The 17,342-nt window shown below is 75.0% G+C and carries 18 protein-coding genes; 13 read left to right on the top strand and 5 right to left on the bottom strand.

Annotation, left to right across the window (positions count from 1 at the left end):
- Positions 1–71: 71 nt before the first annotated feature.
- The 3 genes from AB0883_RS19105 to AB0883_RS19095 all read right to left on the bottom strand — a co-directional run bounded on the left by AB0883_RS19105 (position 72) and on the right by AB0883_RS19095 (position 2,953).
- A complete protein-coding gene (locus AB0883_RS19105) occupies positions 72–524 on the bottom strand; it encodes a DUF4383 domain-containing protein (RefSeq protein ID WP_366642658.1) in 453 nt (150 codons plus the stop codon).
- Positions 525–705: 181 nt separating this feature from the next.
- A complete protein-coding gene (locus tag AB0883_RS19100; protein ID WP_366642484.1) occupies positions 706–1,863 on the bottom strand; it encodes a glycosyltransferase in 1,158 nt (385 codons plus the stop codon).
- Positions 1,864–1,936: 73 nt separating this feature from the next.
- Positions 1,937–2,953, bottom strand: coding sequence for a glucosyl-3-phosphoglycerate synthase (locus AB0883_RS19095; protein WP_366642483.1), 1,017 nt, complete (start codon positions 2,951–2,953; stop codon positions 1,937–1,939).
- 191 nt (positions 2,954–3,144) lie between these two features.
- Between AB0883_RS19095 and AB0883_RS19090 the strand changes: the two genes are divergently transcribed.
- The 6 genes from AB0883_RS19090 (at position 3,145) to AB0883_RS19065 (ending at position 11,141) form a co-directional block, all read left to right on the top strand.
- On the top strand, positions 3,145–4,149 hold the full coding sequence (locus AB0883_RS19090) for a Gfo/Idh/MocA family oxidoreductase (protein WP_366642482.1): 1,005 nt from the start codon (positions 3,145–3,147) through the stop codon (positions 4,147–4,149).
- Positions 4,142–5,230: a zinc-binding alcohol dehydrogenase gene (locus AB0883_RS19085; RefSeq protein ID WP_366642481.1), complete on the top strand. Its 1,089-nt coding sequence runs from the start codon at positions 4,142–4,144 to the stop codon at positions 5,228–5,230. Before AB0883_RS19090 ends, AB0883_RS19085 begins: the two co-directional genes overlap by 8 nt.
- Positions 5,231–5,279: 49 nt before the next feature.
- The gene (locus AB0883_RS19080) at positions 5,280–7,094 is read left to right on the top strand and encodes an ABC transporter ATP-binding protein (protein ID WP_366642479.1); all 1,815 of its coding nucleotides are present in this window, start codon (positions 5,280–5,282) and stop codon (positions 7,092–7,094) included.
- Positions 7,095–7,191: 97 nt separating this feature from the next.
- Positions 7,192–9,483 carry an accessory Sec system translocase SecA2 gene (gene secA2, locus AB0883_RS19075; protein ID WP_366642478.1) on the top strand — a complete coding sequence of 764 codons (2,292 nt, stop codon included), beginning with the start codon at positions 7,192–7,194 and terminating at the stop codon, positions 9,481–9,483.
- 185 nt (positions 9,484–9,668) lie between these two features.
- Positions 9,669–10,409 (top strand): GAF and ANTAR domain-containing protein, encoded by a 741-nt coding sequence (locus tag AB0883_RS19070; protein ID WP_366642477.1) that lies wholly within the window; start codon positions 9,669–9,671, stop codon positions 10,407–10,409.
- Between the two features lie 219 nt (positions 10,410–10,628).
- The gene (locus AB0883_RS19065) at positions 10,629–11,141 is read left to right on the top strand and encodes a DUF2231 domain-containing protein (protein WP_366642476.1); all 513 of its coding nucleotides are present in this window, start codon (positions 10,629–10,631) and stop codon (positions 11,139–11,141) included.
- Positions 11,142–11,242: 101 nt separating this feature from the next.
- On the opposite strand, the gene AB0883_RS19060 is transcribed toward AB0883_RS19065, so the two are convergent.
- Both AB0883_RS19060 and AB0883_RS19055 read right to left on the bottom strand, forming a co-directional pair.
- Positions 11,243–12,202, bottom strand: a complete 960-nt coding sequence (locus tag AB0883_RS19060; RefSeq protein ID WP_366642475.1) for a DUF3500 domain-containing protein — start codon at positions 12,200–12,202, stop codon at positions 11,243–11,245.
- Between the two features lie 80 nt (positions 12,203–12,282).
- Positions 12,283–12,681 carry an ankyrin repeat domain-containing protein gene (locus AB0883_RS19055; protein WP_121397937.1) on the bottom strand — a complete coding sequence of 133 codons (399 nt, stop codon included), beginning with the start codon at positions 12,679–12,681 and terminating at the stop codon, positions 12,283–12,285.
- 64 nt (positions 12,682–12,745) lie between these two features.
- On the opposite strand from AB0883_RS19055, the gene AB0883_RS19050 reads away from it, so the two are divergent.
- The 7 genes from AB0883_RS19050 to AB0883_RS19020 all read left to right on the top strand — a co-directional run bounded on the left by AB0883_RS19050 (position 12,746) and on the right by AB0883_RS19020 (position 17,332).
- Entirely contained in the window at positions 12,746–13,123 is a 378-nt protein-coding gene (locus AB0883_RS19050) for a signal peptidase I (RefSeq protein ID WP_366642474.1), read from the top strand.
- 89 nt (positions 13,124–13,212) lie between these two features.
- Positions 13,213–13,668 carry a cysteine dioxygenase family protein gene (locus tag AB0883_RS19045; RefSeq protein WP_366642473.1) on the top strand — a complete coding sequence of 152 codons (456 nt, stop codon included), beginning with the start codon at positions 13,213–13,215 and terminating at the stop codon, positions 13,666–13,668.
- Between the two features lie 110 nt (positions 13,669–13,778).
- Positions 13,779–14,273: a rhodanese-like domain-containing protein gene (locus AB0883_RS19040; protein WP_366642472.1), complete on the top strand. Its 495-nt coding sequence runs from the start codon at positions 13,779–13,781 to the stop codon at positions 14,271–14,273.
- A 48-nt stretch (positions 14,274–14,321) separates the two neighbouring features.
- A complete protein-coding gene (locus tag AB0883_RS19035) occupies positions 14,322–14,876 on the top strand; it encodes a winged helix-turn-helix domain-containing protein (protein ID WP_366642471.1) in 555 nt (184 codons plus the stop codon).
- A gap of 386 nt (positions 14,877–15,262) precedes the next feature.
- Complete coding sequence (locus AB0883_RS19030; RefSeq protein ID WP_366642470.1) at positions 15,263–15,865, top strand: winged helix-turn-helix domain-containing protein; 603 nt, start codon at positions 15,263–15,265, stop codon at positions 15,863–15,865.
- A gap of 269 nt (positions 15,866–16,134) precedes the next feature.
- Entirely contained in the window at positions 16,135–16,773 is a 639-nt protein-coding gene (locus AB0883_RS19025) for a uridine kinase (protein WP_366642469.1), read from the top strand.
- 160 nt (positions 16,774–16,933) lie between these two features.
- Complete coding sequence (locus AB0883_RS19020; protein ID WP_089000644.1) at positions 16,934–17,332, top strand: TraR/DksA C4-type zinc finger protein; 399 nt, start codon at positions 16,934–16,936, stop codon at positions 17,330–17,332.
- Positions 17,333–17,342: the final 10 nt, after the last annotated feature.

Below are 17,342 nucleotides of genomic sequence, written 5' to 3'. Positions count from 1 at the left end.
TGCGAATTACCCGGACGCGCGGAGGTCAAACGGACCGGCCGGGGCGTCGCGCCCCGACCGGTCACGGTGCGTCATCGTCGGGTGCGGTCCCGCGTGGTCAGGATGCCGAGCGCGATCATGCCCAGGCCGAGGAACAGGTGCAGCCAGTTGTCGGCGTTGTTGACCGGAATGAAGTTGGCCGCGCTGTCGTGGTCGATCACCAGGCCGTAGAGCCAGAGCACCAGGTAGATCGCGCCGCCGCCGACGAGGTACGTCCGCGCGCCCGTGACGGTGCGGGCCAGCAGCAGCCCCGCCACCCCGAAGAGCAGGTGGACGATGTTGTGCAGCACCGAGACCTGGAACAGGCCGAGCAACCTGGCCTCGGAGTCGTGCCCGGCGAAGCGCAGGTCGCCGAAGTTGCTCGTGATGCCCGGCACGAAGCCGAGCACGCCGACCAGGAGGAAGACCACCGCCACGGCGGTGGCGGCCCGCCGGACGGGAGCCCTGCCGTCAGCCGGGTTGTGCCGGGCGCGGGAGCGCGCCATGGGACCGGTCACCGCAGTCTCCTCACTGTGCGGGAACGCTGAGCGGATGGCGCCTTCCCGCTGCTCCCACCGCCAAACCCCGCCGTCGGGCGATCGCCCCGATCCACCCGATCCGGGCACCGGCACGGAACGGGGCCGGCCCACCGTGACGGCGGGCCGGCCCCGGGACGCGTATCGCCGGTCAGGCCGGTTGCAGGCGCGGGGCGGCGGCGAGCTGCCGGACCCGCTCGTAGAGACCCACGTACTTCTCGGCCATCACCGCGGGGGTGAAGCGGACGGCGGCCTCGCGTCGGCACTCGTCCGGATCCAGCAGGCTTGCGGCCAGCAGCAGGTCGCCCAGTTCCTCCTCGTCGGTGGTGAGCAGGCCGGTGCGGCCGTGCTCGATCAGCTCGGGCAGGCAGCCCCGGGCGGTGGCCACCACCGGCGTGCCCAGGGCCAGCGACTCGACCACCGCCGTGCCGCCCGGCTCCTCCCAGCGCAACGGGAACAGCGAGGCCCGGGCGCCGGCCAGCAGGTCGTCGCGTTCCTGCCCGGCCACGGTGCCCACCCAGCGGACCAGGTCGCCGTCGACGTGCGGCGCCACCTCGTCGTAGAAGAACCGGACGTCCGGGTTCTGCCGGGCCTCGTCCCCGGCCGCGGCCAGGTCCTCCGGCCGGTGGTACGGGCCGACAGGCCCGGCGAGCACCAGCGGCACCCCCACCCGCTGGGCGAGGCGCGCGCCCACGTCCTGACCCTTGCCCGGGTTGATCCGGCCCAGGATGATCAGGTAGTCGCCCTTCTCCGCCCGGGGCCGACGGTCCGCGTCGACGGCGAGCGGGGTGGACAGGTGCACGTGGCCCACCGAGTGCTCGCGCAACGCCCGGGGCGCGCGGGCCAGCTGCGAGGCGGAGACCCCGTTGACCCGGACCCGGTCGCCGCCGTCGACGTTGCCGTAGAGCGCCGGGTGCTTGGCGAGGTCCCAGTGCAGCGTGTGCAGGGCCGGCGGGGCGTCCGGGCCCATCGCGGCGAGCGTCGCCAGGCCGACCGCCTCCACGTGGTCGTGCACCAGGTCGATGTCGTCGCGCGAGTGCAGCGCGCGCACCACCCCGTTCAGGTGCGCCTGCGAGATGCCGCAGACCTGGTTGTACGGCCGTTGCAGGGCGTGGAACTGCCCGTCGGGGAAGACGGAGAACTTCTCGTCGACCGGGAGGGTGCTGCTGTCGACCGACGCGAGCACCACCCGGACGCCGAGGCGGCGCAGCTCCGGCACCAGCGTCGCGATCACGTTCTCGATGCCGCCGTAGCCGGGCGGCGGCACGGACAGCCACGGACCGGCGTTCATCAGGACGGTGAGGCTCATGCGGGATTCCTTCCCTCGGCGGGGGCCTGGGCCGTCCGCGCCCGGTCGTACACGGTCACGGGGGGTCGCGTGGTCACGCCGCGGCGACCCGTCGGCGGGGGATCCGGTGCCGCAGCTCGGCCAGGGGCGGCCGCTCCTCGACGGAGACGTCGCTGACGACGATCTCCCGGTCCAGGTTCGGCAGGGCGTCGGAGCCGCCGCGCCGGAACTGGGTCAGCAGGGCGGCGGGCATCGCGCCCGGTGCCGCCCAGCCGCGCCGCTGCAACCGCGACCAGGCGGTGAGCATGATCTGGGCCGACATCCGGCCCAGCGCGGCGGTGTCCTGGTGGCGGTGCTTGCGCTCGCCCAGGTCCACCTGGGCCAGCGCGTCCAGCCCGACCAGCTCGAGCAGGTCGATGAGCATCGCCGTCTCGACCCCGTAGCCGGAGACGAACGGCACCCGCTCCAGCACCTCCCGGCGGCCGGCGTACTCGCCGGCCAAGGGTTGCACGAAGCCCGCCAGCTCGGGCCAGAACAGATTGAGCATCGGCCGTGCCATCAGCTCCGTCACCCGCCCGCCGCCGTCGGCCTCCACGCTCGACGCCCCGACCAGCGGGCGGTGGTAGAAGCCCTTCACGAAGTCCACCGAGGGATCGGTCAGCAGGGGACCGATCAGCCCGGTCACGAAGTGCGGGCGGAACTCGCGCAGGTCGGCGTCGATGAACGCCACGACGTCACCCTCGGCCGCGGCCAGGCCCGCCCACAGCGCGTCGCCCTTGCCCGTCAGCCGGGGCAGGCCCCGGGTCATCGCGTCCTGGCTGACCACCTCCGCGCCGGCGGCGCGGGCCACCTTGGCGGTGCGGTCGGTGGACCGGGAGTCCACCACGATCAGCTCGTCGACCAGCGCCACCCGTTCCATCAGGTGCTCGCGGATCGTCGACACGATCGCGCCGACCGTCGCCTCCTCGTTGCGGGCCGGCAGGACCACGCTGACCCTGCTGTCGCCCTTGGCGCGGATCAGGCGCCGCGCCGGCCAGTCACCCGCCGACGTGGTGCGGTAGGTGGCCCACGCCTCCACCACCGGTGACACCATCGTTTCCGTGTTCCGCACAGGCACCCCCAGATCGTGGCGGAAAGAAACCTTCCCTGTTTTTCCCACTACCGCGCTCGCGCTAACCGCAGCATGCCTAACAGCTTGATCACGACAGCGACGTGACCGGGTTCCGCCCTGGTGAACGTTTGGTTGCGTCCACGCGGGGGGAGTGCAGTGTCGAACGCGAAACTGTGGCGAAGGGGCTCTTCATGCGCACGTGCCGGGTGGGACTGGTTGGGGCCGGCGGGGTGGCGCAACGCCACGCCCGGGTGTTGGGCGGCTTCGCGGACGTGGAACTGCTCGGGGTGACCGACGTGGTGCCGGAGGCGGCGGCGGAACTGGCGCGGGCGCACGGGGCCCGCACCTTCGGCGACGTCGACGAGCTGCTGGCCGCCGGGCCGGACGCGGTCTACGTCTGCGTGCCGCCGTTCGCCCACGGACCGGCCGAGGAGGCGGTCGTCGCCGCCGGGGTGCCGATGTTCGTGGAGAAGCCGGTCGCCGTGGACCTGGTGACCGCCGAGCGGATCGCCGACCTGGTGGCCCGGCGGGGGCTGCTCACCGGCGTCGGGCACCACTGGCGGTACCTGCCGGTGGTGCAGCAGGCCCGGGAGCTGCTCGGCGACCGTCCGGTGCGGATGGTCAGCGGCGCGTGGTGGGACAAGGTGCCCCCGGTGGCCTGGTGGTCGCAGCAGGCCCGCTCCGGCGGCCCGGTGGTCGAGCAGGCCGCCCACGTGCTGGACCTCATCCGGTGCCTGGTCGGCGAGGCCACCGAGGTCACCGCGTACGGCAACGGCACCCCACCGCCCGTCGACGGCGCCGACATCGACTCCGTGACCACCGCGACGCTGCGCTTCGCCGGCGGTGCGGTCGGCACGCTCACCGCCGCCTGCGTGCTCGGTTGGAAGCACCGCGCCGGACTGGAGATCCTCGCCGACGGGCTGGCCCTCTCGCTCAGCGAGGACGGACTGGTCGTGCGCGACGCCGACGGCGAACGCCGCTTCGACGCCGACCCCGAGGCCGCCCGGGTGGCCGTGGACCGGGCCTTCGTCGACGCGGTCCGGGGCGTCGGCGACGACGTCCGCGTGCCCTACGCCGAGGCCCTCGGCACCCAGCGGCTCGCCCTCGCGGTCGCCGACTCCGCCCGCACCGGCCGGCCCGTACGGCTGGACGCGCCCGCCGCGCCGGTCGCCACGGGGGTGACCGTCGATGCGTGACCGCGTGGTGGTGGTCAGCGGCCCGGGGCGGGTGGAGCTGGTCGAGCAGGACGCCGCCGAGCTGACCGACGGCACGTTCCGGGTGGAGACGCTGTTCAGCGGCGTCTCAGCGGGCACCGAACTGAGCTACGTCAAGGGCACCAACCCCTACCTCAACGTCACCTGGAACGCCGACCTCGGGCTCTTCCAGCCGGGCGCGGCCAGCACGCCGTACCCGGTGACCCGGCTGGGCTACATGCAGGTCGGCCGGGTGGTGGAGAGCCGTACGCCGGCCGTCGCCGTGGGCACCGTCGGCGCGATGACGTACGGCCACCGCACCGGCTGGGTCGCCGACCCGGTCGCCGAGCGGTTCGTGCCGCTGCCCGAGGACCTCGACCCGCTGCTCGGCGTCTACGTCGCGCACATGGGGCCGATCTGCGCCAACGGGGTGCTGCACGCCGCCGCCGACCTGCACGGCGCCGACGTGCGGTCGCTGGGCGACGGGGTGCGGGGCCGCCGGGTCGCGGTCGTCGGCAGCGGAGTGGTGGCCCTGCTCACCGCCCTGTTCGCCAAGCGGCACGGCGCCGCCTCGGTGGTGGTGCTCGACCCGACACCGCAGCGGCGGGCCGTCGCCGAGGCGCTGGGCCTGGAGACCCTCGACCCGGAGGCCGACGACCCGGCGGTGGTGCTCAAGACCCGGTGGGCGCACGGCCCCGGCGACCGGGGCGCCGACGTGGTGTTCCAGTGCCGGGGGCAGGCGTGGGCGTTGCAGCTCGCGCTGCGCCTGCTGCGCCCCCAGGGCACGGTGGTCGACCTGGCCTTCTACCAGGCCGGCGCGGACGCGGTCCGGTTCGGCGAGGAGTTCCACCACAACGGACTGTCGCTGCGGTGCGCGCAGATCGGCCGGGTGCCGCGCGGGCTCGCGCCCACCTGGGACCGCGAGCGCCTCTCCGCCGAGACGATCGACCTGCTGCGCGCGTACGGGGACGTGATCCGCAAGCACCTCGTCTCGGCGGTGGTGCCGTTCGAGGAGGCGCCGACCCTGCTGACGGATCTCGCCGAGCGGCGCCGCCAGGAGCTCCAGGTGGTGCTGACCGTCTGAGGTCGGGCGTCGCCCCGGGCGGGTGGCGCGGCCCGATACCGTTCCAGCCATGACCGCAGCCGCTCCCGTCACGACCGCCGACGACTCCGTGCCGACCGCCGCCGGCGGTCCGGGCGGGGGCGTGGACGACCGGCGGGTCGGCCTCGCCGCCCTGCTGCCGTACCTGCGCGCCCACCGCGGCACCCTGGCCGTGGTGGGCGCGCTGTCGCTGGCCGGCGCGGCAGCCTCACTGACACAGCCGCTGCTCACCCGCTCGGTGCTGGACGGGCTCTCCGGCAGCCGGGGCGTGGCCGGGTTGGTCGCGGCGCTGGTCGCCCTGGTGCTGGTGGCCGCGGTGATCGGCGGGGTGCGGGACTACCTGCTGCAACGCACGGCGGAGGGGGTCGTGCTGGGCACCCGGCGGCGGCTGGCCGGCCACCTGCTGCGGCTGCCGATCGCCGAGTACGACCGCCGCCGCACCGGCGACCTGCTCTCCCGCGTCGGCTCGGACACCACCCTGCTGCGCGCCGTGGTCACCTCCGGCCTGTTCGAGGTGGTCACCGGCGCCGTGATGGTGCTCGGCGCGGCGGGCGCGATGGTCCTGCTCGACCCGGTGCTGTTCGGGGTGACCCTGCTCGGGGTGGCCGCCGGCATCGCCATCGCGGTCGCCTTCGCCCACCGGGTGCGGGGCCTGGCCCGCGCCGCCCAGGAACGCGTCGGCGAGATGACCTCGGCGGTGGAGCGCGCCATCTCCGCCGCCCGGACGATCCGCGCGGCCCGGGCGGAGCGGCGCGAGGCCGACGCGATCGGCGTCAGCGCCGCGCGGGCGTACGCGGCGGGCCTGCGGGTGGCCCGGGTGCAGGCGTTCGTCGGCCCGGCCAGCAGCGTCACCATCCAGGGGGCGTTCCTGCTGGTCCTCGGGGTGGGCGGGGCGCGGGTGGCGGCGGGCGCGATCACCGTCGGCGACCTGGTCGCCTTCATCATGTTCCTGTTCTTCCTGGTCCTGCCGCTCGGACAGGCCGTGCACGCGTACACCCAGTTGCAGACCGGGCTGGGGGCGCTCCAGCGCATCGAGGAGATGCTCGCCGTGCCGGTGGAGGGTGCGGCCGACCGGCCCGCGACCACCCCGGCCCGGGCGCTGCCCGGCGGGGCCCCGGCGTCCGTCGAGTTCGACCGGGTGGGCTTCGGCTACCCCGGCGGGCCGCCGGTGCTGCACGAGGTGAGCTTCACCGTGCCGGCCGGCACCCGCACCGCCCTGGTCGGCCCGTCGGGCGCCGGGAAGTCGACGCTGCTGGCGCTGGTCGAGCGCTTCTACGAGGTCACCGAGGGGGCGCTGCGCATCGACGGGGTCGACGTGCGGGACCTGCCCCGCGACGCGCTGCGCGCCCGGATCGGCTACGTCGAGCAGTCCGCGCCCGTGCTGGCCGGCACGCTGCGGGAGAACCTCCTGATCAGCGCGCCGGAGGCGACCGAGGCCCGGCTGCGCGCGGTGCTCGACGAGGTCAACCTCGGTCACCTGGCCGAGCGTGCCCCCGAGGGGCTGGACGTGCAGGTGGGCGAGGGCGGGGTGCTGCTCTCGGGTGGCGAGCGGCAGCGGCTGGCGATCGCCCGCGCCCTGCTGGCCGGACCGCCGGTGCTGCTGCTCGACGAGCCGACCAGCAACCTCGACGCCCGTAACGAGGCCGCGTTGCGCCGGGCCATCGACGCGGTGGCCGCCCGGCGCACCCTGCTGATCGTGGCGCACCGCCTCTCCACCGTCGTCGACGCCGACCAGATCGTGGTGCTCGACGGCGGCCGGGTGGCGGCCACCGGCACCCACGACGAGCTGACCGGGAGCAGCCCGCTCTACCGTGAGCTGGCCACCCACCAGCTCCTGGTGAGCTGAGCGGTCCACGCCCGCGACCCGCCCGGTGACGACACCCGCGCGGCGGCGCGCCGGGCGGGCCGCCAACGCGGGCTCCGGTCGCGTACCGTTGCCGCTCATGGGTGTGTCGCAACGCTTGAAGACCAGGTTCCGCCGGTTCCTCCAGCGCCCGGGGACGACGGTCGACCTGGGGCCGTTGGAGAAGCTGCTGCCGGCCGTCGAGGCGCGCGAGGACGAGCTGTCGGCGCTCGACGACGCCGAGCTGACCGAGGCCGCCGGCAAGGCCACGGGCTACGAGGAGATCTGCGCGATCGGTCGCGAGGCCGCCCGCCGCGGCCTCGACCAGCGGCCGTACGACGTGCAGCTGCTGGGCGCGATGGCGCTGCTCTCGGGCAAGGTCGCCGAGATGGCCACCGGTGAGGGCAAGACGCTCACCGCGACCATCGCCGCCTACGGGCACGTCCGGCTGGGCAACGGCCCGGTGCACGTGCTCACCGTCAACGACTACCTGGCCCGGCGCGACGCCCTCTGGATGGAGCCGGTCTACACCCTGCTCGGCCTGACCGTCGGCTGGGTCAACGAGGCGTCCACCCCGCAGGAGCGGCGTGACGCGTACGCCTGCGACGTCACGTACGTCTCGGTCAGCGAGGCCGGCTTCGACTACCTGCGCGACCAGCTCGTCACCGACGTGGAGGACCGGGTGCAGCCGCCGCTGCGCACCGCGATCGTCGACGAGGCCGACTCGATCCTCATCGACGAGGCCCGGGTGCCGATGGTCCTCGCCGGCTCGGTCGCCGGCGAGCAGGACCCGGTGCACGCCGCCGCCGCGCAGGTGCGGGGCCTGCGCAAGGGCAAGCACTACACGGTGGCCGAGGACGGCCGCAGCGTCGCCTTCACCGCCGCCGGCCTGGCGGCCGTCGAGGCCAAGCTCGGCATCGACCTGTACGACGAGGAGCACGTCGCGCAGCTGTCCGCGGTGAACGTGGCGCTGCACGCGCACGCCCTGCTGCACCGCGACGTCGACTACATCGTCCGCGACGGCTCCGTCGAGCTGATCGACGAGATGCGGGGCCGGGTCGCCCAGCGCCGCCGCTGGCCGGACGGGCTCCAGGCGGCCGTGGAGGCCAAGGAGGGGCTGGACGCCACCGCCGAGGGCGAGGTGCTCGGCACCATCGCCGTGCAGGCGTACATCGCGCTCTACCCCAAGGTGTGCGGCATGACGGCGACCGCGGTGCTGGTCGGCGACCAGCTGCGGGAGTTCTTCGACCTCGAGGTGGCGGTGATCCCGCCGAACACCCCGTGCGTGCGCGAGGACGAGCCGGACCGCATCTACGCCACCCGGGCGGAGAAGGAGGAGGCGCTGGTCGACGAGATCAAGCGCCACCACGAGCGCGGGCGGCCGGTGCTGGTCGGCACCCTGGACGTGAAGGAGTCCGAGGGGCTGGCGGCCGGCCTGAACGCCGCCGGGGTGCCCTGCGTGGTGCTCAACGCGAAGAACGACGACGAGGAGGCGACGATCATCGCCGAGGCCGGCGCGTACGGCGCGGTGACCGTCTCCACCCAGATGGCCGGCCGGGGCGTGGACATCCGGCTCGGCGGCAGCGACCAGGCCGACCGCGACCGGGTCGCCGAGCTGGGCGGCCTCTACGTGATCGGCAGCGGCCGGCACGACAGCCGGCGCGTCGACGACCAGTTGCGCGGCCGGGCCGGGCGGCAGGGCGACCCCGGCGGCTCGGTCTTCTTCGTCAGCCTGGAGGACGACCTGGTCGTCCGGCACGCCGGCGACGCCGTCCCCGCCTCGCCCCGGATGAACGCCGACGGCCTGGTCACCGACGACCAGGTCGAGTACGCCGTCGAGCACGCCCAGCGGGTCGCCGAGGGCGTCAACCACGAGATCCACCGCAACACCTGGCGCTACAGCGTCGTCATCGAGCAGCAGCGCAAGGCCCTCGCGGAGCGTCGGGAACGGCTGCTCACCAGCGACGTGGCGGCGCTGATGCTGCTCGACCGGGTGCCCGAGAAGGCCGGCGAGATGGACGAGGACCTGCTCGCCCGGGTCGCCCGCTCGATCGCCCTCTACCACCTCGACCGGCTCTGGACGGAACACCTCGCGGAGCTGTCCGAGGTACGCGAGGGCGTGCACCTGCGCGCCCTGGGCCGGCTCGACCCGCTGGACGAGTTCCACCGGGCGGCGGTGCCGGCGTTCAACAACCTGATCCCGGAGATCGAGCGGCGGACGATCGAGACCTTCGAGGAGACCGAGTTCGAGGACGACTGGGAGCCGGACGAGGCGAAGCTGGTGCGGCCGAGCGCGACCTGGACCTACCTGGTGCACGACAACCCGTTCGGCTCGGAGCTGGACCGGTTGATCGCCTCGGTGGGGCGGCGGCTCAGCTCCGCGTCGCGCTGACGCTCCGGGCCCCTTCCCGGCGCCCTCGGGTGCCGGAAGGGGCCCCCTTTTGCGCCGTTTCGACCCCGGTTTGCGAGGGTAGTAGGCCGGGTCCGAGGAGTCGGGAGAGACCAGACGATGGAACAGGTGACGGCGCCGGTCGGCCGCGCGGGAGCGCGCGCCGGGACGGTGGGGGCAGTGGAGCGGTGAACCTGGAGATGTGGGACCCGGCGGTGGAGCGGCTCGGCGTCCTGGAGACCGCCGCCCTGCTGCGCGAGCTGACGGCCGCGCTGATCGCGGTCGACGACTTCGACGAGGCGCTGGACGCGCTGGTGCGTACCGCCCGCGAGGCGGTGGTCGGCGTGAGCTGGTGCGGCTTCACCGCGCTGCGCGCCGGCGAACCGGCCGGGGTGGCGGCCTCCGACGCGCGCCTGGCGGGTCTGGACGACCTGCGGCACGGCCCCGACTCGCCGGCGATGGACGCGATCCGGCGGCGGGAGATGACCCTCTCCGACCGGCTGGACCGCGAGGAGCGCTGGCCGGCCTGGACGCCGCGCGCACGGGAGCTGGGCGTGCACGGGGTGATCTCCGCACCGGTCGACGTCGACGAACAGGTGATCGGGGCGATCAACCTCTACGCCGGCGCCGCCGACCTGCTCACCCCGGGGCACCAGCTCACCGCGATGCTGCTCGCCGAGCACGCCGGGCTGCTGCTCGCGGCGGTCCGCGACCGGGCACGCAAGGCGGCCGAGGCCGGCGAACTGGACCCCTCGGTGCTCGGCGACGGGGTGATCGGGCAGGCGATCGGCGTGATCATGACCCAGCGCGGCTGCGCGGCCGGGGAGGCCCTCGGCGTGCTGCGCAGCGCGGCCTCGTCGCTGGACATCCCGCTGCGGGAGGTGGCCGACCGGCTGGTCGCCACCGTGTCGCGCCCCCGGGACAACTGAACCCCCTCCCCGGCCGTCCGCCGCCCGTCCGGGCCGGTGGCGGCGGGACCGTCATCACCCGGTCCATCAGCGACAGTCCCTCGAAGGCGTCTGGTGTGGCCGGCGTGACCTCCGGGGCCCGCGTGACCCGCGGGGCCGGCGGGCCGCGTGTCGTTTCGGTGTGCCGGCGCCCGGGTAGCACCCTGGACTGGTGACGCGTGCCTACCTGGGGAGGAAACCATGCAGAGCCGGCTGCGGGTGCAGGGGCACCCGATCCAACCGATGCTGGTGACGTTCCCGTTCGGGCTCTTCGTGAGCGCGACCGTGTTCGACCTGACCGACGTGCTCGGCGGACCGGCCTTCCTCGGCGAGGTGGGCTACTGGACGTCCGTGGCCGCCCTGGTCGCCGCCGCGCTGGCCGCCGTGGCCGGCATGATCGACCTGTGGGACGTGCCGGTCGACCGGACCCGCCGTACGGCGATCACCTTCAACCTGGTGAACGTGGCGATGGCCGCGCTGTTCCTGGTCGCCTGCCTCGTCCGCGCGGACGCGCCGCAGCGGGGCGCCTCCGTCGTGCTGCTGCTCACCGAGATGGTGGCCCTGGGCGTCGGCGCGGTCGGCGTCTCGCTGGGCGCCCGGCTGGTCCGCCGCTTCGACGCCGGCCGCCGCGCCGAGCCCACCACCTTCGACGCCCTCGCCGACGTCTCCGACGCCACCGTCGACCTGGCCCGCCCCCGCCCCGCCCGCCCCTAGCGGCGTCGATCATGCAGTCGTGGTGGGCGACAGCGGCCTGTTCGCACCTTTCGCGGGGCGCCACGACCGCATGATCGAGGCGGTCAGGGCGGCGGGGCGTGTCAGGGGGTGGGGTGGTGTGATTCGGCGTGGTGGGCGGCCAGGACGTCCGCGCCGAAGTCGCTGGCCGGGCGGCGCAGGACGGTGTGCGCGTGGTTGCCGTCGTCGGTGGTGTTGTCGTACTCGATGAGCAGGTCGTCGCCCTGTACGCGGTAGTAGTGGCGCCGGCCGGGCACCGTCGGGCCGGCCCAGGCGAAGTGCAGCTGCCCGGAGTCGAGCCGGCGTGCCTCCCGGACCGCCAGCTCCGGTGGGAGCCGGTCCAGGTAGAGCGCCACGAGCTGGTCCAGCAGGGCCCGCCCGGTGGGCCCGAGCCGGTCGGCGGGCACCCCGAGCGGCTCCAGCGGGCCGTCCACCCGGGGACGGGTGGCGCTGATGATGTCCCCGGGCGCCTCGTCGGCGACGATCGCCGCCGCCCGGTCCGCCGGGCCCATGGCGTCCAGCAGGGCGCGGGCCAGGTCCTCCTCCACGCCCAGCGGCCGGGAGACCGGGCGGCCGGCGTGCCGGACGGTGGCGGGGTTGGCGCCGAGGAAGATCGGCGCGGGGGAGACCTGGTCGGCCACCACGGTCATGCTCACCGAGAGGTGGTGCCCCTCCAGACGCCACGCCCAGGCGTCGTCGCGAGCCGGGTCGCCGAAGACGGCCACCCAGTAGTCGCCGCTGTGCCGGCCCCGACGCCATCCCTCCGCCCGGTCCAGCACCTCCTCCAGCGCGACGATGGCCATCGCCTGGGCGTACGCCGGAGGGCTCAGCGCGGTGGCCAGCAGCCGGTGCGCGGCCTTGCGCCCGGCGCGGTCGAGGTCGGCCAGGCAGACCCCGGGCCGGGGTCGCGGCCGGTACTCGAGCCAGCGGCGGGCCGCCTCGTCGTCGAACCGGTGGGTGGCCTGGGCGCGGGCGGGTTCGCCCAGCGCGGCCAGCAGCGCCGTGGCGGCGGTGCGCATCTGTTCGGGCAGCGGATCCTCCACCGACCCTGTATACCGGGCGCGGGCCCGACGCGCCGGGCGTCGCGGTCAGCCGGGCGTCGCCTTCAACCCGGGCGTCGCCTTCAGGCGGTCGGCGCGGTCAGCAGCGCGAGCATCTCGGGCAGGTCGAAGAAGGTGGCGGTCTCCACCGCCGACGGGTTGCCGTGGTGCGGGTCGGCCCCGGCGGCGAGCAGCGCCCGGACGGCCTCGGTGCTGCTGCGGAAGGTGGCCGCGGCCAGCGCCGTCTGGCCCCGGTCGTTGGTCCGGGCGTGGTCGGCCCCGCGGGCGAGCAGCGCGCCGACGGTCTCGGCATGGGCGTGGTACGCCGCCAGGATCAGCAGGGTGTCGCCCTTGTCGTTGGTCAGGTTGACCGGCAGCCCCGCGTCGACGTAGTCGGCCAGTTCGGCGGTGGCCCCGTCGCGGGCCAGGTCGAACATCCGGTGCGCGAACGCCAGCGTCTCCGCGTCGAGTTCCTCACTCACCGGTCCAGGTTAGTCGGACGCCCGCCTGGTACGTTGCTCGGCCGGCGTGCTGGGGGAGGGGTCGATGGACGACAGGGTGTACGTGGGCAACGCGGGTGTGGACGGAGCGACGAACGCCGGCTGGCTGCTCGGCCACTTCATGCCCCGGGGCGACGCCCGGCACAGTGCCGACGTCGAGGTGAAGTGGGGGGTCCATCCGGCGGGGGAGGCGCGCTCCCGATGGGCCACGCAGGAGCGGCGGACAGCCCTGCTGGTGCTGGTCAGCGGCCGGTTCCGGGTCGAGTTGCCGGACCGGACGGTGGTGCTCGCCGAGCCCGGCGACTACGTGGTGTGGGGGCGGGGCGTGGACCACTCCTGGTACGCCGAGCGCGAGTCGGTCGTGTTGACGGTGCGCTGGCCGTCGGTCCCCGGCTACCGGGTGGATCCGCCGGTCCGCCGCTGACCGCGTCCCAGTTCCTGGGATTGCCTACTAAACCAATAGGGTTTGCAGCCTATGCTGGGTCGACGCACCGCCGAACCGCGAGGACCGCCATGCCCGACCGACGCCCGCCCGACCTGCTCGCCACCGCCCGACGGTGGGCCGCCGACCCCGCCCGCTGGCCGGTGCCGCTGCGCTTCGATCCGGTTTCCCGGTGGTACGCCCGCCTCGCCCACGAACCCGACCACGAGGTGTGGGCGTTGAGCTGGCTGCCCGGCCAGGGCACCGACCTGCACGACCACGGCGGCTGCGGCGGCGCCTTCCTGGTCGTCTCCGGAGTCCTGACCGAGGAGACGGTCGACGGGGGCGTGCTCCGCCCGCACCGGCTGCCGGCCGGCTCCGGCCGTCGTTTCGGCCCGCGGCACGTGCACCTGGTGTCCAACCGGGCCGACGAGCCGGCGGTGAGCGTCCACGTCTACCGGCCCGCGCTGCGCAGGATGACCAGCTACCAGCTCGCCGACGGCCGGCTGCGCGTCGCCGAGGTGGCCGAGGCCGGAGTCGCCTGGTGAGCGCGACGCGGGGCCGCCCGGGCCGTCCGCCATCCCCTGCGCGCCGCCCGCCCCGCACCGGCGGACCGCCGTCGTACGTGAACCGTCAGCAACCAGTGGAGGGAACGACCATGCCGCAGACCGACGATCCGCACGCGTGTCCGGCCCCGGTGGCGCCGCCGGGCTCCCGGGGCATCGACGAGATCCTGGCCGCCGCCCGGGCGCGGCTGGGCCGGCTGGACCCGGAGCGCGCGCACCTGGCGCACCGGGGCGGCGCCCTGCTGGTCGACATCCGCCCGGCCGCCCAGCGGGCCGCCCACGGCACCGTGCCCGGCTCGCTGGTGATCGAACGCAACGTGCTGGAGTGGCGGTTCGACCCCCGCTGCCCGGCCCGGCTGCCCCAGGCCGTCGGCTACGACCTGCGGGTGATGGTCATCTGCCAGGAGGGCTACACCTCGTCGCTGGCCGCCGCCGCCCTCCAGGATCTCGGGCTGCGCCACGCCACGGACGTCGTCGGCGGCTTCGTCGCCTGGCGGCTCGCCGGCCTGCCCGTGCTCGGCCCCACCCCGCCGCAGCCCACGTCCACCCCCGCGCCCCCGGTGACCGCCGGCCGGGCGCCGTCCTGACCGTCACGCTCCACCGGGCGTGGCGGCACCGCCGCCGCAGGAGGCTCCATGTCCGTCGTCGCCATCCCCACCCGACACCATTCGACCGCGCGCCCCGAGCGGATCGGGGCGGTCCGACCGCGTTCCGCCCCGACCGTCACCATCACCCTCGACCTCGCCCCGGGGCCGGTGAGCCCCCGCCTGGCCCGGCTGCTGGAGCTGATCGGCGAACTCGCCGAGTCGGGGGAGGGGCGGCTGGGGCCCGGCGTCGCCGAGCACCGGCCGGCGGCGCCCCGGCCGGTGCCGGCCATCGTGGACCCGCACGCGATCCGGATCGCCACCGACTCGCGGGTGGTCCACCAGGGCTCCCGCGTGATCCCGCTGACCCGCATCGAGTACGACCTGCTGCTGTTCCTGGCGGAGCAGCCCCGCCGGGTGTTCACCCGGCTCCAGCTGCTGAGCCGGGTGTGGGGCTACGAGCACGCGGTGGCGCGCACCGTCGACGTGCACGTCCGCCGGCTGCGGGCCAAGCTGGACGCGGACATGCCGGTGGTGACCACCGTCTACGGCGTGGGCTACCGCCTCGCCGACGAGGCCCGCATCGAGATCGAGCGCAGTCGCTGACGGCGCCACCCGCGCGGCGTGCCCGGCCCCGGGCGCGCCGCGCCGCCGTGTCCGGGCCCGGCGTCCCGTCCCCGGTACGCCGCGCGCCACCCCGGTCGCGTGCCCGCGGCCCTCCGACGGGCCGACCCGATCCACGTTCATCCATTCGCCGCGCACCCGCGCCGACCACCGTGAACCGGGCGGGCACCCCCCTATCGGGTCAACCCGGCGGCTCTGCTGTAATCATCAGGCTTCGTACGCAGAGCGAGCATCCGGCTCCGATGCGTTCGTCAATTGTCACATTCATGCAACGCAGCCGCCCCTTGACCCTCGCCCGGGCGCCGGGAAGCATCGATGGAGCGGCGTCCCGGGCCGTGGGGAGATACCCGGACCAGCCAAGGAGGACCATGTCGGTCAGCCCCGCCTCGTCGCGCGCCGGATGGCATACGTCCCAGCCCGCTGTGCCCGGTCGACCCCCGGGCGGCCAGCGTCGCCCCGCCAACACCGCCGCACCGATGCTCACGGTGACCCTGAACATCCCGTTGGCATCCGAGGAGTCGCTGACCCCGCCCGCCCGACGGCTGCTGGAGGCCGCCCGGGAGATGCTGGAACGCGGCGAGGGCACCATCATCACCGCCACCGTGGAACGCCGCCCCGACCCGGTGCCCGCCGGCCGTGCGCCGTCGCGCCCGGTCGCCGCCACCATCCCGACCCTGCACATCCTCGCGTCGTCCCGGTCGGTGCTGCGCGACGGCGAGCCGCTGCCCCTGACCCGGCTGGAGTTCGACCTGCTGCTGCACCTCGTCGTCCACCCCCGCCGGGTCTTCACGCGGTTGCAGCTGCTCAACGCGGTCTGGGGCTACGAGCACGCCGGCGTGCGCACGGTCGACGTGCACGTCCGCCGGCTGCGCGGCAAGGTCGGCGTCGACGTCCCGCTGGTCACCACCGTCTACGGGGTCGGCTACCGGCTCGCCGACGACGCCCGCGTCACCATCGACCGCAACGGCTGACGCGGCCCACCGCCCACCGCGCGCTTAGCGCCCACCGCGCGCTTGGCGCCCACCGCGCACGCGGCCGCACGGGCCCTCCACGCGGCCGCACGGGGGCCCTCCACGGGCGGGCGGCCCCTACACGGGCGGGCGGCGGCCTTCCTTGGCCGCTCGGCGGCCGACCGCGTCACCACCGCCCGCTGCGTCCACCGCCCGCCGTGGCCGACGTCGCCCGCCGCGAGCCGTGCGGGCGGGCCCGTCCGCGACGGACGGCGGGGCACCATGGTCGGATGCGGATACGACCCATCTCCCCGGAGCTGCTCGTCGCCGAACTGACCGAGCGCCTCGCCGGCACCGACGCCCCCGGCCGGCTGCGGGTGGCCGTCGACGGGGCGCCGGCGGCCGGCCCGGACGAACTCGCCGCCGCGCTGGTCGACCCGCTGCGCGCGCTCGGCCGGCCCGCCCTGCACGTGCGCGCCGCCGACTTCCTCCGCCCCGCGTCGGTGCGCCTGGAGTTCGGCCGGACCAACCCCGACGCGTTCTACGAGGGCTGGGTCGACGAACCGGGGCTGCGCCGGGAGGTGCTCGACCCGGCCGGGCCCGGCGGCTCGGGGCGGGTGCTGCCCTCGCTGTGGGACGCCACCGCCGACCGGGCCAGCCGCGCCGCGTACGTCGACCTGCCGCCCGGGGGCGTCCTGCTGGTCAGCGGGGCGCTGCTGCTCGGCGGGGGCCTGCCCTTCGACGTCACCGTCCACCTGGTGCTCTCCCCGGCGGCTCTGGCCCGACGCACCGACCCCGCGCAGCGGTGGACGCTGCCCGCCTTCGCCCGGTACGCCGACGAGGTCGCCCCGGCCTCGTTCGCCGACGTCGTGGTCCGCGCCGACGATCCCCGGCACCCGGCGCTGGTGGAGTCCCCGGTGTCGTCCTGACGCCGTGGGGAGGCGGAAAATCGTCGGTTTGAGCGTCGGCCCGCCGGGGTATTCGCCCGGCTCACAGAGCGCGGGTGATCCGCCCGCGCACAGACCACCACGGGGCTGGGCGCACGTACCGGTGCCCCGGCGGATCTTCAGGCCAGAAAGGCAGGCAGCGATGCTCGTCCACGACACGATCGGTACGGGCCGATCCCAGGCGGAGATCGACCAGATCCGGCGCTCCCTGCAGGCCCGCTACGACGAGCTGTCCGCGGAGTACGAGCAGGCGGTGCTTCAGAGCCAGGTGCTGCGGCTGGTGGAGGTGGGCGACACCGCCGGCGACGACCAGGCCGACAGCGGCACCAAGACGGCGGAGCGGGACACCGCGCAGTCCCTGCTGCGGACCATCCTCGACCGCCGCGCCCAGTACGAGCACGCCCTCACCCGGCTGGAGGAGGGCACCTACGGCTTCTGCGAGGGCTGCACCTCGGCGATCCCCGTCGAGCGGCTGGAGATCTTCCCTTCCGCCACCACCTGCGTGCAGTGCAAGCAGAACCGGGAGCGTCGGGCGGCCTGATCCCCGTCAG

The sequence above is a fragment of the Micromonospora sp. NPDC047812 genome, from assembly GCF_040704175.1.
Lineage (GTDB): Bacteria > Actinomycetota > Actinomycetes > Mycobacteriales > Micromonosporaceae > Micromonospora.
This window is presented reverse-complemented; position numbering and strand designations above follow the sequence as displayed.